We start from the raw sequence: 15,126 nt of genomic DNA on the forward strand, positions 1-15,126 counted from the left end.
TCACAGTGGGCGCTGCCATGTTTTATCACCTCACGCAGCGCCCGCTGGAGGACACGCTGCGCCAACTGCTGGAGAAATCGCTGGCAGCAGGGTGGCGTGTGGCCGTGCGTGGCACGGACCCGGCGCGGCTCGATGCGCTGGACCGGGCATTGTGGCTTGGTCCGCAAGACAGTTTTTTGCCGCATGGATTGGCGGGCGGGGATCAGGACGCAGGACAGCCCGTGCTCTTGACGACGCAAACGGTGGCCCCGAACAGTCCCGAATGCCTGATGGTCGTTCATTCTGCCGACGTGGCGGAGGCGGATGTTGCGGCGATGGCGCGGGTGTGCATCCTCTTCGACGGCCACGACGAGGCCGCGCTTGCCCATGCGCGCGCCCAATGGAAAACCCTGACGAAAGCCGGCGTGAAGGCACAATACTGGTCCGAGGAGTCGGGACGTTGGGAGAAGAAGGCGGAAAGCTGAAACGCGCTGTGTGTCTGGATCAACCGGGTGCGGGCGGCCACGCCAGATCGGGGCCGCTTTTGAAATACGAAACATTGTTGGTGAACGTGCTGGTTGGGGCAAGCCGGATAAGCCGGCCGGTCGGATCATCGATCTTAGCCACGTTTTCGATGAACCACGGGTTCCACTGCGGCTCGGGTCCCAGATACTTGTGCAGCAAGCGCCGGAACAGTGGAGGTGACATTGGTCGGACAGTGGCACGGCCGCGAAGCCCCAGATGCAGGAGGATGCCGCGCGGATTGTCGTACTGTACGATTTCGACGGCGCAGCGCGGGTCGGCCTCTATGCGTCTTACAGAGCTGGCGTCCGCAGAACCCAGCAGCCATATTGCATCGTCTTCCCAAAGAAACCACATTGGCGCGTTGCGCGGTGCGCCGTCCTGCGTCACGGTCGCCAGATTGGCCATCAGGGGCTGGGTGAGTACGTCCATCGGATCAAACGATTGCGCCATTCCAACCGGATAGACCTGTGCGCAATCTGACGCAAGCGAGACAGCACGACACTATCGTGTCAGGATCAGCTCGCCGCCGGTGATCTCGATCCGGCCCCAGCGTTGCAGATAGCCCATGCCAAGCAGCGAGCCTTGCATTTCGCCGCCGTTCACCGTCGCTGCCACATTGGTGTCTGTGATATCGCCCAGCCGCACGCGGTCGAGGCGGACAGGCGCGGTGCGCACGGTACCGTTGGCGGTATTGGCGGTTCCTATGTAGTTGAGCGTATCGGGGTCAAGCCCGGCGCGTCGCGCGTCCGCACGGGTCAGCACCATATCGGTGGCACCGGTATCGACGACAAACGGGATCGCGGCACCGTTGATATCGAGCGTGAGGTAGTAATGCCCATCGCGCTGGCGGGGCACGGCGATCTGCCCGCTGCCGGTCTGCACCATCTGGTTGCGCACGGTTGACCGCTGCACATCGTTCCACAGGCCGTATGCCGCCACCACACCGAGAAACAGAAAGCCCCAGATCATCGCATGTTGCAGATGGCGCCCGATGCTATCGCGGCTTTGCAAAAACAACCAGCCGCCGATGGCCAGTCCCAGCAAGGACATATAAATCAGCGTGGCGATGTTGTCTGAGGACATGAAAGGCGGCTCCGGTCGGTTGGGTGCCTAACATATAGGGAGGCTGCGCCGATCATCCAACCGCAGGGCCGAAACCGAACGCCGACAGACCGTCGAGCACGAATTGCACCGACAACGCAGCCAGCAACATGCCCAGAACGCGGGTGATCACGTTGATCGCGACCTTTCCCAGGGCATGCTCCAGATAGCTGCTGATGCGCAGCATGATGTACATGATCAGCAATATCACCGCCGTGATGCCCAGCACCGCGATCAGGCCTTCGCCGCCGGGCTTTTCGCCCACCAAAAGGATGACCGAAGCAATTGCTCCCGGCCCGGCGACCAACGGAATGGCAAGCGGGAACACGGACGGATCGTCGGCGTGTTCGGGATCCTGGTCGGTGGTCTGGTCTTCGCGGCGCTTGGTGCGCCGTTCGAACAGCATGTCGAGCGCGGTCAGGAACAGCAACACACCACCGGCGACCCTGAAGGCGGGCATCGAGATGCCGACGAAACCAAGAACGGCTTCCCCGAAGAAGGCGAAGAGGGCCAGAAGCAGCCCCGCAACGATCACCGCACGGCCCGCGATGCGGGCGCGCTGCGCTTTGGTCATTCCTCCTGTCAGCGCCAAGAAGATCGGCGCGATCGCGATCGGGTCGATGACCACGAGCAGGGTCACGAACGCGGTGATCATATAGGCGGTGTCGAGGATCATGCTTCTGCCTTCTCAAGCTTTTCAAGCGCGCCCATCCACAGTGCTTCGGCCCGCTCGAGCGCGCCCATCACCTCGGCGTACTTCTTGTTCCAGACTTCAAGCTCGCCGACCTTGTCTTTTTCGTACAGTGCCGGGTCCGCCAGTTTCTTGGCCAGCTTGTCGCGCATCTCGTTGATCTTGGAAACCCGTGCCTCGGACGTGCGCACATCCGAGCGCAGGGCAAGGATATCTTCGCGGCTGGCGCGCTTGGGTCTGGCGGCCTCGACCTTGGGCCTGGCGGTTTTGCTCACCGGCTTTTCGACGGTCAACAGCATCTTGCGATACGCTTCGAGATCGTCCTCGTACGGCTTTACCGTGCCGTCGGAGACAAGCCAGAGCCGGTCCGCGACCATCGACAACAAGTGCATGTCGTGGCTGACGAGGATAACAGCGCCGGAATAGCGCGTCAGCGCCTCGACCAGCGCCTCGCGGGACTCGATATCGAGGTGGTTGGTCGGCTCGTCGAGGATCAGCAGGTGCGGCGCATCCAGCGTTGCCAACAACAGCGAAAGCCGCGCTTTCTGCCCGCCTGACAGACGCCCGACAGCGGTATCGGCCTGATCGGGGCCAAGGCCGAAACCGGCCAGTTGGGCACGTAGCTTGGACTGCAGCACACCGGGGCGCGCGGCGATCATGTGCTGCAAAGGGGTCTCCTCGACGATCAGCTCGTCCACCTGATGCTGGGCGAAGAAACCGATGCGCAATTTGTTGGAGTTTACGGCCTTTCCCTCGAACAGGACCAGACGGTTGCTCAACAATTTCGACAGGGTGGATTTACCCTGACCGTTCCGCCCCAGCAGGGCAATACGGTCATCCTGATCAATGCGCAGGTTAAGCCGCGACAGCACCGGCTGGCCCTCGGTATAGCCGGTCGATCCGCCCTCGATGCTGATGATCGGCGGCGAAAGCTCGTCGGGCTGGGGGAAGGTAAAGACTTTGCGCGCGGCTTCTTCGGGGGGCGTGATGGTCACCATCTTTTCAATGGCCTTCATCCGCGATTGCGCCTGTTTGGCCTTGGACGCCTTGGCCTTGAAGCGATCGACAAAGGCTTGCATGTGCGCCTTGTGCGCCTGCTGTTTCTTGGCCTGCGCTGTCAGTTGTGCCCGCTTCTCGGCGCGCATCTTGGCGAACTGGTCATAGTTGCCCTGATAATAGGTCAGCTTCTTGTCTTCGAGATGCAAAATTCCGCCGACCGCGCGATTGAGCAGGCCGCGGTCGTGGCTGATGATAATGACCGTGTGCGGGTATTTCGCCAGGTAGTTCTCCAACCACAGCGCGCCTTCGAGATCGAGGTAGTTGGTCGGCTCGTCGAGCAGCAACAGATCGGGCTGCGCAAACAGCACGCCCGCAAGCGCCACCCGCATCCGCCAGCCGCCAGAGAAATCGGAACAGGGCTGTTGCTGGTCAAGGTCGTCAAAGCCGAGCCCCTTGAGAATAGAGGCTGCACGCCCTTCTGCGGACCATGCGTCGATGTCGGCAAGCCGCGCCTGAATGTCGGCGATACGGGCGGGGTCTCTGGCGGTCTCGGCCTCCGCCATCAGACTGGCGCGTTCCGTGTCGGCGGCGAGGACCGTGTCGATGAGCGACACCTCCGAAGACGGCACTTCCTGCGCCACACCGCCGATCTTAGCGCGCGAGGGCAGGCTGATCTCGCCCGCGTCCAGCCCCAATTCGCCGCGTATGATGCGGAAAAGCGTGGTTTTGCCCGCACCGTTGCGGCCCACCAGACCCACCTTGTGCCCATCCGGGATGACGGCGCTGGCCTCCTCGAACAGGGGACGGCCTTCGACGGAATAATTGATCTCTGATATACGTAGCATGGGCGGGGAGTGCAGCAGCCTCCCGCCCATGTCAATCGTCTACGTGCGGCTTAATTCAAAAGGCACGGCAGGGTCTCGGCGTCGATGCTTGCAAAACCGATCATCGGGCTGTTGCCCTCTGGGGGGAAATCACAAACGCTTGGATATCGTCGTGCGCAATCGTCGCGCGGCAAATCCGGCTGGTCCCGGCAAGAGGCTTTGGAAAGCTTTCGGGATCGACATGCGGCACCGACGCCTCACAGGTCGCAAGGTCCAGCTGAATCGCTTCGGGGCCGTCGGCCATCAAGGGGCAAAACGTAGATTCATGTCAAGATTTCAATGTATTATGAAATAAGGTTAACTGAGATGGTCAGGACTTCAATGTGCCTGATAAGGACGCTCTGCAACCCGCCTCACAATCCTCTTTATCCTCTCCAAGCCCCATGCTACACGCGCCCCAAATACATATCCAAAGGAGATTTCCCATGGCTCTCGAGCGTACATTTTCGATCATCAAACCAGACGCGACCAAACGCAACTTGACAGGCGCGATCGTTAAGAAATTCGAAGACGCCGGTTTGCGCGTCATCGCGTCCAAACGCATCCACCTGACCAAGGCGCAGGCGGGCGAGTTCTACAAGGTCCACGCCGAGCGTCCCTTCTATGACGAACTGTGCGAATTCATGGCATCCGCGCCGATCGTGGCACAGGTTCTTGAAGGCGAAGGCGCCATCGCGAAAAACCGCGAAGTCATGGGGGCGACAAACCCCGCAGACGCCGAAGCGGGAACAATCCGCGCCGAATTCGCAGAATCCGTGGGTGAAAACTCCGTACATGGATCGGACGCACCGGAAACCGCGAAGGAAGAGATCGCTTACTTCTTCTCGGGACTGGAACTGGTGGGCTAAACAGTCTCGTCCGCGATTATCGCACGTTCACGGGCGGCTTTCGGGCCGCCTGTTTTCGTTTGAGCGGTCCTGATCAGTAAGCTTGAGGTGACGGTCCAGCAGATCGACGTTGCGGGTGTTGGCCTTCCATCCGATGTCGAACAGATCACCGAAAACCGGTACGGTCCCGATCAGCGCGTCGATCCCGACGTTCACCCCCATCCGACCGAGCGTTGCGGCGGGCACGCCTTTGCCATGGGCCGTCTTGATTATGTAGATCGCAGGCGCCAGCGTGAGTGCGTCACCGACGCCCGGGACCAGACCCAGAATGGAATCCCATCCGATGCGCGTTCCGATCACCGGCAGGCGAAAGGCGCGGTCCATGCGGTTGGCAAGAGCGCGAAGCGCGGCGGCGTCGGGATGATCGGCTGCTGTGTTCATGATGCTGAAATGGTGCTGCGGCGCGCCGCGTCAAGGTGCCGCATCGTTTCCCGTGTCCGATCCGGACTGCTGCGCGGCAATCACTGCTTTGGCGCGTCTTTGATACAGTAGAAACGAGACCGGCAACGACAGCAGATACAGGCAATTGGCGGCGATGAGGGTAGGCCAGGGATAGACCATCAGACAGACGACCAGAACGACCGCACAGACGATCACGAAGGGAAGATGGGCGCGTCGGATCTTTGCATGTTTGATCGAGAATGTCGGAATCGTGCTGACGGCAAGAAGCCCGACGCCGATGATGTAGATGGCGCGGAGCACCGGCAGGTCGGTGTTCTGCCAACCGTACAAATGCATGAAGACAGGCATCAGGGCCAGACACGCAAGCGCCGGTGCGGGCACGCCGACGAAATGATCGTCCTGTTTGAGGGGCACTGTGCTTGTTTTCAGCGACAGGTTGAACCGGGCGAGCCTGAGTGCGCAGCATACCGCCAGCACCAGCGAGGCGAGCCAGCCCAGACTGGAGTGCGCGGTGCCGACATAAAGTGTGTTGTAGAGCAATAGCCCCGGTACGATGCCAAAGTTGAAGAAATCCGCCAAGGTGTCCAGCTCTGCACCGAACGGGCTTGCAGAGTCGAGATAGCGGGCGACCTTGCCATCGGCGGCATCCAGAAACACCGCAAGCAAGATAAAGTAAAGCGCGACTTCAAGGTGCCCCTCAAGGCTCATCCGGACGGATGTCAGACCGGCGCAGATGGAAAAAACCGTAACCACGCTTGGCACGATGTGGCGCAGCTTGATGTGGCCCGTGCTGCTCATTCCGCGACGCCGCGACGCGCGCGGTCCGGGTCATGCAGATCGGCGATGATCGTCTCACCGGCCACCGCCGTCTGGCCGACGGACACCAGCGGCGCAACGCCATTGGGCAGATACACATCAAGGCGGCTGCCGAACCGGATCAGCCCGAACCGGTGTCCCGCCTCCAGCGTATCGCCCGGACGTACAAAACAAACGATCCGCCGTGCAACAAGACCCGCGATCTGAACCACTCCGATCCGCGCACCGCCCGCCGTTTCGATGGTGACGCTGTTGCGCTCGTTGTGTTCGCTCGCCTTGTCGAGGGACGCATTGACGAATTTACCGTGGCGGTAATTCACGGCGATGACTTTCCCGGCAAGCGGAGCACGGTTCACATGGCAGTTGAATACATTCATGAACACCGAAACGCGGACGGCCGGATCCGGACCAAGATCTAGCTCGGGTGACGGCACCACCCGTTCGATCAGCGAGACGATGCCATCGGCAGGGGACAGCACGAGGCCCTCTTGCTGCGGAATGACGCGCACCGGATCGCGAAAGAAATAGTAGCACCATACCGTGGCGCCGGCACCGATCCAGAAAAGCGGCTCCCACAGAAAGCCCAGCAAAACAGTGATGCCGGCAAATATCGCGACGAACTTGCGCCCCTCCTTGTGCATCGGCACGGCAACGATCTTGATCATGTTCATCGACGGTCTTCTTTCAGATCGGGACGGGAACGGCGCGCGCAGTTCCGGAAAAAACAGGTGGTCGGCTTGCCCGACGACGCCTTGGTTTCGTGTGTTCGAAGGGTGCGATGGGTTTTCTTGCCAATCTGCACATCCCCCCGCGCAGGTTGGGATGATCCGCGTCATACGAGGTAATGGCAGTCGTTGCTACAGGCTTTGTCGGCGCGGTGTCAATTGAGTGCTCCAAAGCGGGGGGGCGGGGGGTGAAACCTGAGTATCGGGAATGTACCAGCAATTCACTGCGCGTACTAAGGGCTGAATGAAATCGGAAGCGAGAAACGGTGAACTCCGCCCGAAATGCCGCGCGGCGCGGGTTTGAACCGCGCCCGTTTCACTGCGGTTACGGCGGCGTTGTCCAGTCTGGCATCACCGGAAGAGCGGCGCACCTTTACCGATGCGAGCGCACCGCCGGACGATACTGCCACCGCCAGTGTGACGGTGCCTTTGCCGCGCGTGCCGGTCGGGTATCGCTTGCGACGTTCCACGGCGGACCTGATGCTGCTTCCCCAGTGTGCCATCGCCGCCGGACTTGCTTTCGGGCCTGGTACGGGTGCGGTGGTTTTCGCCGCCGGAGCGGCCGCTTGCGTGCGACTGGTTTTCGGCTGCCCTGAAGAAGCGGCCGCTTTGCGTTTGGCGCGCGCGGTGGCAGGGGCCGGTTTGCGCGGCGCCGCTTGCGGTGCATCGGGGCGTGTGCGGGGTCTGGCAGACGCTTTTGCGGCGCGGTTCGACGGGACCGGCACGGTCAGATCAATACGGGGCACTGCATCCGTTTCCACGGGGCGCGCGATAGCCGGCACCGGGCTGCGGGCAACACGCGGTGCTGGCAGAGGGACAAGACGCGCCGGATTGGAAACCGGGGGAGGCTGTGACGGAGCCGTGCCCGCGATGCTTTGCACGGCTTCAACGGGCCGGTCCCATTCCGCCACAAGCGCGGACAGCGAAGGAGAGCTTGGGGCAAGGGCCACGCGCGCTTCCTCTGTATTGCCGGTCACTGCGGCCGTATCGTCGGGTATCACCTGAAACATCGCCAGATGCGACGCGGCGGCGATCGCCAGACATGCGACGAATTCCGCGAGACCTCTCATTGCGCGCGCACCGCCAAGGTGACCGACGTGATCTCCAGCTTCGCCAGTTGTGTCAGGACTGCCGCGAGCTTCGGCGTCGCCAGCTGCGCGTCCGCCCGGATCGTCAAGGACCGTGCTGTGTCCGCGCGCGCGAGCGCCGCCCACGCGTCGTCACCGGTCACGCCGCCAAAAGCGACGTTTCCATCGGCGCTGAGATAGAAAGTGCTCTCTTCGCGCACGGCGCTGTCGCTGTCGGAGCGCGGCAGTTCCACATCGAACGGCGGTGCCGGAGCGATGCGGGCGGACATCATGAAAAAGATCACCAGCAAAAAAACCACGTTGATCATCGGCACGACCGATTCCGCCCTGCGTCGGGCCGGTGGGCGATGAAACCGCACCGGGTGCTACTCGACCACCGACAGGCGGGTAAAGCCTGCCTGTCGCAACGCTTCAGCCACGTCGATCAGACGCTGGAGCGGCGTTGCCGCGTCACCGCGCAGCACGATGGTATCGTCGGTGGTTTGCGTCAGCTCGCTCAGGCGGTCGACCAGCGCGGCCGGTGATACGCTCACTCCGTTGAGCCGCAGATCAGCCGCGCCGATATCGACGAGCCGGGGCGGCCCCGTGTAGATGGATGCCGTCCCTGCGACCGAGAGAGGCAACGCGTTGTCCTTTCCGAACTGCGACGCCAGCATAAAAAACACCAGCAACAGAAACACCACATCGATCATCGGTGTAAGGCTCGGCCTGCGCCGCACGGGAGGGGGGGCGAAGCTGAACATTACCCTGCGGCGCCCTCCCGGGTGTGCGGATGCGTAAAGATGCGGGTGGCCATATCCTCCATATCCGCCTGCACGCGTTCGGCGATGCCTTCGAACCAGCTTAGCGCCACCGCCGCCGGAATGGCGACGGCCATACCCGCCGCCGTCGTCAGCAGCGCCTCCCAGATGCCACCCGCCAGCACCGATGGGTCTGCCTGACCGGCGCTTGATTCCAGCGCCTGAAAGGCGTCGATCATGCCAAGAACCGTCCCGAGCAGACCAATGAGTGGCGCGATGGTGACGATTAACTCCAGCGGCCGCAAGCCGCCGCGCAGTGTGGCGAGCGCCCGCGCGCCAAGCCGCATGATCTCTTCGCGGGCCAGCGGATCGGGCAGATCGCGCGCGCCGAGTGCTTGGGTCACGAAACGTGCGCGCAGGTTGCGCGGCAGGTCTGGGGAGGGTTGCGCCTGTGCCGTGCCCGCATGCAGCATGGCGCGGGCCTGCCCCGAGGACCACGCACCGCACAGCGCAAGACGCCAGATCTTCCAGAGAATGATGGCGAGCGTCAGAACCGACAGAACCGCTATAGCGGCCAGAGCCGGCCCGCCGGTCGCAATGAATTCGCGTGCCGCTTGCAATCCCGGTTCCATCTTCATGCTCCCTTGCTTTGGTCTGGCGTTCCGGCCCCAGTCATCCTGTGTCTTTGACCGATCGCTGCGCGGCTACGGTCCGTACCGGCCCGCCGAGGCGCGCCTTGGTTAATCACATTGAAATCACCCATGTCCTGTCATTCCTTTGTGCACGGCCCCGATATCAGATTTCCACCGAAGAGCACCCGATTGCACAGCGCGGTAGACCGCCGCGCCGACCGCTTCGCCAATTTCGGTATGCAAGCCGGCATACTCCTGCACGCCCTCCGGTGCCGCCACCGCGATACAGTCGGTGCCGGTTCCGGTCGCAATCCCGCCGGGGGTATGGATCTGCGTGTCGATGATCGCCGCGGTACGGGCCTGTGTGGCGATGCTGAGTGTTTCGATAAGGCCGGTCTGGTTCAGTCCGCAATCGAGGCGGACGGCGACGTTGATCGTGCCCCAGTCCTGCGCGCTGCGGTCCGCGCGCGAACCGATCCGTTCGGCGTTCGACAGACCCACGGTTGCGACGCAATGCGCCGTTATAGCGCCCACCGTCACCGTTGCCTCGCAGAAATGCGAAACATCGCGCGAGGTGAGGAAAGCGACTGCGTCCTCAAGGTCCCGTGCGCGCAAGGTACGTTCGAACCAGTCGCGCACGTCCAGCCCTGCGGGCAGATCGGCATTGCGCACCTCGCGCCAGACGATACGGTCCGCACGGACGAAACCGGGGCGGTTGATGGCCCAGCTCAGCACTTGCATCTCGGCCCCCAGGTCAAACAGCAGCCAGGGCCGTAGGAGAGATACCGTGTTCATGGCACGACTTCCATCGGCTGAAATACGAGACCGTCTGCGGTCATTTGCATGAACGCACCGATACCGAATATCCGCCGCAGGAGATCCGGGCGCAACACATCCTGCGGTGCGCCATCTGCCGCAATGCTTCCCTTGTCGATCACGATCAGACGTGTGCAATGACGCGCGGCAAGACCCAGATCATGCAGCGATACGATGACCGACCGACCCGTCGACGCGATCCGCGCGAAAGTCTGCATTGTCGCAATCTGATGCGCAGGATCAAGCCCTGCCGTCGGTTCATCCGCCATCAGTAACGGCGTCTGCTGTGCCAAAGCACGCGCGATCAATGCGCGCGCCTGCTCTCCACCCGATAGCTGTGTGGCGGTGCGCGTGGCAAAGCTCTCTAGATCCATCTCGCGCAGGGCGCCGTCCACTGCGGCGCGGTCTGCCTCCGACAGCCGCTGTCCCGTGCCCAGATGCGGGATACGGCCCAGCGTCACCAACCGCTCGACGCTTACGGGCCAGGCGATTTCACGCGCCTGTGGCATCCAGGCGACGGCCCTGGCGCGGCTGCGCGCATCCATTTCGACCAGCGAACTGTAGCCGGTCGCAGGCATCAATCCAAGCGCGGCGCGCATTAGCGTGGTCTTGCCCGCGCCATTGGGGCCGATGATCCCCACAACCTCGGCAGGTTTCACGCTTAGGGTGATCGCACGCAGGACAGCGCATGTGCCGCGTGACGCGCCGAAATCCCTGAGGTCAAGCAGGTTCATAAGCCATCCCTGCGCGTGCGGTAAATCAGGTGCAGGAACAGCGGAGCGCCGACAAGCGCGGTCACGACGCCAAGCTTGAGATCGCGCGCGGGCAGGATGACGCGCACAGCCAGATCGGCCGCCAGCAGCATCGCCGCCCCCCCAAAGGCGGAGGCCCAGAGCAACCGCCCCGGTTGCGCGCCGACGAAGGGGCGCAACAGATGCGGCACCACGAGACCGACAAACCCGATGGCACCCGCGACTGCCGTCGCTCCGCCTACGATCGCGGCGGTGCCGACGATCAGCGTCAGCCGCATGCGGTTCAGGCGCACACCCATCGCCTCTGCCGCATCCTCGCCCAGCGTCAGCGCGTCCAGCCCCCGCGCGAGACTTGCCAGCATGAGCGTGCCCACCGCGATCAATGGAAACGCAAGCCAGACATGCGTCATGGACCTGTCGGCGAGCGATCCCATCATCCAGAACACGATTTCGTTGGCGGCAAAAGGATTGGGCGACAGGTTGAGGACCAGCGACGTGAGCGCCCCCGCAAGAGCCGAAATCGCGATCCCTGCAAGGATGAGTGTGAGTGATGATCCGCGCGGACCAGCCAGTAAAAGCACCATAAAGACCCCGATCAACGCGCCCGCCAGTGCGGCCAGCGGCAGTCCGAAGGCAAAACCTGCGGCAACCCCCGTCTGAAGCGCCAGCACCGCACCCAGTGCCGCGGAGGACGACACCCCGATCAGCCCGGGATCCGCAAGCGGATTGCGTAGATAGCCCTGCATGGCAGCACCGGCCAACCCCAGACCGCCACCGATCATCAGTGCAAGCAACGCGCGCGGCAGGCGGATTTCGCGCATCACAAGAGTGACGGGGCCGCCGTCGTCCACCAGAAGGGCCTTTACGCTGCGGACCGCGCCGATGTCCGCGGGCCCCACGACCAGGGCGGCAACGAACAGGCCCGCAACCAGCGCCGCCAGAAAGGCTGCGAGGCGCGTCAACGGTCCCGGCTTTGCAGAGTGAGGCGCAGGGCGACCATATCGTCGATCGCGCGCAGGATGAACGGCGTGCCGCAGACCCAATCGCTGTCGGTCATAGCTGCGCCGAGGCTGTCGTGCTGCAGAATTTCGACGACGGGATGGCGCTGTATTTCTTCAGCGCGGGATGCGCCGGGATAGGCATCGCTGGTGATGACCGCGTCGGGGTCCGACAAGGCCAGAACTTCGAGCGGCATGACACCGCCACCGCTGAACCCGTTGTCAGTGGCGATATTGTTCAACCCGGCAGCGGTGAGGACCTCGCCGGCCAATGTCTTGTCGCCGGAGGTATAACCGTTTGCGTAGTAGAGTGCGGCACGGGGCCTTTCCGCTTTCGCACTGCGGTAGGCGTCGAGCCGGGCACGATACCGGGCCACCATCCGTTGCGCGCGCGCGGGATGGCCCAGTGCTTCCCCCATTTGCAACAACCGATCCGCCACTTCCTCGAGGGTGTTGGCCGGCGCGAACCGCACGACACGGATGCCCAGCCGTTCGAGCATGTCGACGCTGGCCCGGGCGGTGTAGCTGCCCGCCACGACAAGATCGGGACGCATCACGAACACCTCTTCGGCCAGCCCGCTGTTGGCGGGGTAGGTCGACGCCTGCGCCACCATTGCCGAGGAACGCGGATCCGTGGCGATGCGCGAGACAGAGACAAGCTGGCCCGGATCGGCCAGCAGCATCGCCAGTTGATCTGTGCACAGGTTCATCGACACGACCCGCACAGGGACGTCTTTCGCGTGCAGGGTGCCGCCCAAGAGCGTGCACAACGTTACCACGCCTGCCCGCAAGGCGGACAGGACATGGTGACGGCAGGGTCTAGAAATCCGCACGGATACCAACATAGGCCGAGCGGCCCGGTGTGTTGAAACCGCCCGCTGTCTCATAATCTTCGTCAAACAGGTTCTCGACCCGTAGATAGGCCTGCGCGGTGTCGGTGACGTCATAGGACAGGCCCAGACCGACCACGGTGTAATCGCCCACCTTGTTGTCCGCGGGCGCAAAGGCGCTTGGCACTACATCACCCACGAAGCGCACATCGAACGATCCGCTCAGCCGGTTGGTAAACTCGGTGTCGGCACCGAAAACCAGATCATGGCGCGGCGTCCGGGTCAGACGCTCTCCGCCGGTCGCGGCGTCCGTGTAGGTATAGTTGGCAAACAGCCGCGTCGCATCGCTGAGCGCGTAGTCGCCCGACAGCTCAATTCCGCGTGTGCGGGTCGTGCCTGGCAATTGGTTGTAGCATCCAAAGCCGCTGGCGCAGGCCGTGGAGGCGCCGTCGAACTGGATCAGATCGTCGATTTCGGTGTAGAACAGCGTCGCTTTCACGGTGGCCGTGCCGCCATAGGTCTTTTCGACGCCAAGCTCGAAGCTGCGGCTTTCCTCGGGGTTCAGGTTCGCATCGCCATACAAGCTGAACCGCTCGTACAACGAGGGCGCGCGGAACCCTGTGCCGAGAACCGCGCGCAACGCGATATCCTCACGCGGACGCCAAACCGCCGCAAGCCGCCCCGTCGTCTTGCCGCCGAAATCGGAATTGTCATCATAGCGCAGCGCAGCGGAAAGATCGACATCCCGTGCGGGCTGGAACAACAGCTCCGCCTGAGTCGACACTGTATCCTCTGCGCCGGTATCGCCCCCTGAATCGAGCGTTTCATCCGTCTTGTCGATCCCGAAATTCAACGTGAAGCCGCCGCCGATTTCTGCATTGGCCAGATACGACAGGCGTTCGCGATCTCCGGCAAATCGGGTGGTGAAACCGTTCGGGTCCAGCCGCTCGATGTCAAAGTAGGAATAGGCGAACGTGTGGGTCACGGCACCGGTCACGACTTCTGCAAACACCCGCGCGCCCAGCTCGTCGAATGTGTTCTTGCCGCTGTTGTCCGATTGTGAGCGGTCGATTTCCACACTGCCGTCGCGCTTTGTGATTGCGGTGCCGATAGTGACGGTATCGGTCACGTCGTAGCGCGCCGTCAGCGTGGCAGTGGTCTGGCGAAAGCTGTCGTCCTCGGTGTCGTTGGCGCGTGCGGAAAACCCGTCGTTTACGATGCGGCCATAGGTAAATGCGATTTCGCCCCGGTCGCCGAGATAGCCAAGGCTCAGAGTGCCTGCCGCCGTGCCATAGCTGCCGCCTTCGCTACTGATTCTCCCCGAAAAGCCCAGCTCGGTCGGTCGGTATGTCGTGATGTCGATGACACCGCCGATTGCTTCGGAGCCGTAAAGCGCGGATTGCGATCCCTTGAGCACCTCGATGCGGTCGATACCCGAAGGGGTGAGCGCGCCGAAGTTGAACAGGCTTTGTGTGCTGGAAGGATCATTCATGTCGATCCCGTTGACCCGCACAACGACGTACCGCCCCGGCAGACCGCGCACCTGGACCGATGCACTGTTGCCCAGCCCGCCGTTTGCCGTGGAGCTGACGCCGGCCACCCGGTTCAGACGCTGGATCACAGAACTGTCGCGGGCCGAAATATCGCGGGCTTCGAGCACTTCGACGGTTGCGCCGGTGCGGCCCGCACTGACGGGCGACAGGCTGCCCGAAACAATGATTTCGTCGAGTTGGAAGACCTCTTGCGCGTGCGCGGTTGCAAGGAAGCCAGGAAAGATGGCTACGGAGGCCAACAAGGAAGAACGGAGCATGAAATAACCCTCGGGTACGGCGTGGATTGCCGATAGACTGTATATGTCGTTTGAGGGTCGTACCCCCGCAGACGGTGAAAACACCACGCGCGGAAAAACCGCAGCCCTGACGCCCCTCGCGCCCGGACAGGGTGAAACCTTCGGCAGGTCTCCTGACTTGCGGGTCATCGCTTGGCCGGACCTTCCCATCACGCATGGCATGACAGTGGCTTTACCGGCTTCGCTCTCCGCCTACAGTTGCGGGGGCAGTCGCGGAGTAGGCAAAGAATGCCGAACCGCGTTCCCTTTTAACCGGACGGCGAACCGCCCGGACCGAAGTAGGCGCACTATACAAACCCGGACCTCTATTGAAAAGACGATTTTGTCGACAAGCCTGAATTTGCTGTCGGTTTTGCCAGATATCGGGCCGTCCGGGAGGGGGACATCAGGAAACGTCCATGCGCCTGCACAT

19 protein-coding genes and 1 riboswitch are annotated in these 15,126 nt (G+C 62.6%); of the genes, 2 read left to right on the plus strand and 17 right to left on the minus strand.

The window, feature by feature from the left end:
- Positions 1-5: 5 nt before the first annotated feature.
- Entirely contained in the window at positions 6-464 is a 459-nt protein-coding gene (locus Q1A06_RS02615) for a DNA polymerase III subunit chi (RefSeq protein WP_299558856.1), read from the plus strand.
- 19 nt (positions 465-483) lie between these two features.
- Here the strand turns inward: Q1A06_RS02615 and Q1A06_RS02620 are convergent, their stop codons facing one another.
- The 5 genes from Q1A06_RS02620 to Q1A06_RS02640 all read right to left on the minus strand — a co-directional run bounded on the left by Q1A06_RS02620 (position 484) and on the right by Q1A06_RS02640 (position 4,423).
- Positions 484-954 (minus strand): pyridoxamine 5'-phosphate oxidase family protein, encoded by a 471-nt coding sequence (locus tag Q1A06_RS02620; protein ID WP_299558366.1) that lies wholly within the window; start codon positions 952-954, stop codon positions 484-486.
- 51 nt (positions 955-1,005) lie between these two features.
- Positions 1,006-1,587: a TIGR02281 family clan AA aspartic protease gene (locus tag Q1A06_RS02625; RefSeq protein ID WP_299558368.1), complete on the minus strand. Its 582-nt coding sequence runs from the start codon at positions 1,585-1,587 to the stop codon at positions 1,006-1,008.
- A 52-nt stretch (positions 1,588-1,639) separates the two neighbouring features.
- A complete protein-coding gene (locus Q1A06_RS02630) occupies positions 1,640-2,281 on the minus strand; it encodes a MarC family protein (RefSeq protein WP_299558370.1) in 642 nt (213 codons plus the stop codon).
- Complete coding sequence (locus Q1A06_RS02635; RefSeq protein WP_299558372.1) at positions 2,278-4,140, minus strand: ABC-F family ATP-binding cassette domain-containing protein; 1,863 nt, start codon at positions 4,138-4,140, stop codon at positions 2,278-2,280. Before Q1A06_RS02635 ends, Q1A06_RS02630 begins: the two co-directional genes overlap by 4 nt.
- 100 nt (positions 4,141-4,240) lie before the next feature.
- Positions 4,241-4,423, minus strand: coding sequence for a hypothetical protein (locus Q1A06_RS02640; RefSeq protein WP_299558374.1), 183 nt, complete (start codon positions 4,421-4,423; stop codon positions 4,241-4,243).
- A gap of 181 nt (positions 4,424-4,604) precedes the next feature.
- On the opposite strand from Q1A06_RS02640, the gene ndk reads away from it, so the two are divergent.
- Entirely contained in the window at positions 4,605-5,027 is a 423-nt protein-coding gene (gene ndk / locus Q1A06_RS02645; RefSeq protein ID WP_299558376.1) for a nucleoside-diphosphate kinase, read from the plus strand.
- Positions 5,028-5,054: 27 nt separating this feature from the next.
- Here ndk and Q1A06_RS02650 read toward each other — a convergent pair whose 3' ends face one another.
- From Q1A06_RS02650 to Q1A06_RS02705, 12 genes are all read right to left on the minus strand, one after another.
- Positions 5,055-5,447 (minus strand): DUF4112 domain-containing protein, encoded by a 393-nt coding sequence (locus Q1A06_RS02650; RefSeq protein ID WP_299558378.1) that lies wholly within the window; start codon positions 5,445-5,447, stop codon positions 5,055-5,057.
- A 30-nt stretch (positions 5,448-5,477) separates the two neighbouring features.
- Complete coding sequence (locus Q1A06_RS02655) at positions 5,478-6,266, minus strand: phosphatidylcholine/phosphatidylserine synthase (protein ID WP_299558380.1); 789 nt, start codon at positions 6,264-6,266, stop codon at positions 5,478-5,480.
- Positions 6,263-6,997 carry a phosphatidylserine decarboxylase gene (locus tag Q1A06_RS02660; protein ID WP_299558858.1) on the minus strand — a complete coding sequence of 245 codons (735 nt, stop codon included), beginning with the start codon at positions 6,995-6,997 and terminating at the stop codon, positions 6,263-6,265. The genes Q1A06_RS02655 and Q1A06_RS02660 overlap by 4 nt, the downstream gene beginning before the upstream one ends.
- 245 nt (positions 6,998-7,242) lie before the next feature.
- Positions 7,243-8,079 carry an energy transducer TonB gene (locus Q1A06_RS02665; RefSeq protein ID WP_299558382.1) on the minus strand — a complete coding sequence of 279 codons (837 nt, stop codon included), beginning with the start codon at positions 8,077-8,079 and terminating at the stop codon, positions 7,243-7,245.
- Complete coding sequence (locus Q1A06_RS02670) at positions 8,076-8,411, minus strand: biopolymer transporter ExbD (protein ID WP_366523480.1); 336 nt, start codon at positions 8,409-8,411, stop codon at positions 8,076-8,078. The genes Q1A06_RS02665 and Q1A06_RS02670 overlap by 4 nt, the downstream gene beginning before the upstream one ends.
- Positions 8,412-8,462: 51 nt before the next feature.
- A complete protein-coding gene (locus Q1A06_RS02675) occupies positions 8,463-8,840 on the minus strand; it encodes a biopolymer transporter ExbD (protein WP_299558384.1) in 378 nt (125 codons plus the stop codon).
- Positions 8,840-9,469, minus strand: a complete 630-nt coding sequence (locus tag Q1A06_RS02680; protein ID WP_299558386.1) for a MotA/TolQ/ExbB proton channel family protein — start codon at positions 9,467-9,469, stop codon at positions 8,840-8,842. The genes Q1A06_RS02675 and Q1A06_RS02680 overlap by 1 nt, the downstream gene beginning before the upstream one ends.
- 123 nt (positions 9,470-9,592) lie before the next feature.
- Positions 9,593-10,264 (minus strand): adenosylcobinamide amidohydrolase, encoded by a 672-nt coding sequence (locus Q1A06_RS02685; RefSeq protein ID WP_299558387.1) that lies wholly within the window; start codon positions 10,262-10,264, stop codon positions 9,593-9,595.
- The gene (locus Q1A06_RS02690; RefSeq protein ID WP_299558389.1) at positions 10,261-11,019 is read right to left on the minus strand and encodes an ABC transporter ATP-binding protein; all 759 of its coding nucleotides are present in this window, start codon (positions 11,017-11,019) and stop codon (positions 10,261-10,263) included. The genes Q1A06_RS02685 and Q1A06_RS02690 overlap by 4 nt, the downstream gene beginning before the upstream one ends.
- Positions 11,016-11,999 (minus strand): iron ABC transporter permease, encoded by a 984-nt coding sequence (locus Q1A06_RS02695; protein ID WP_299558391.1) that lies wholly within the window; start codon positions 11,997-11,999, stop codon positions 11,016-11,018. Before Q1A06_RS02695 ends, Q1A06_RS02690 begins: the two co-directional genes overlap by 4 nt.
- A complete protein-coding gene (locus Q1A06_RS02700; protein ID WP_299558393.1) occupies positions 11,996-12,745 on the minus strand; it encodes an ABC transporter substrate-binding protein in 750 nt (249 codons plus the stop codon). The genes Q1A06_RS02695 and Q1A06_RS02700 overlap by 4 nt, the downstream gene beginning before the upstream one ends.
- A 109-nt stretch (positions 12,746-12,854) precedes the next feature.
- The gene (locus Q1A06_RS02705) at positions 12,855-14,675 is read right to left on the minus strand and encodes a TonB-dependent receptor (RefSeq protein ID WP_299558395.1); all 1,821 of its coding nucleotides are present in this window, start codon (positions 14,673-14,675) and stop codon (positions 12,855-12,857) included.
- 124 nt (positions 14,676-14,799) lie between these two features.
- Positions 14,800-15,007, minus strand: a riboswitch (cobalamin riboswitch).
- Positions 15,008-15,126 lie beyond the last annotated feature (119 nt).

It is taken from the genome of uncultured Sulfitobacter sp. (assembly GCF_947497275.1).
Taxonomy (GTDB): Bacteria; Pseudomonadota; Alphaproteobacteria; order Rhodobacterales; family Rhodobacteraceae; genus Sulfitobacter.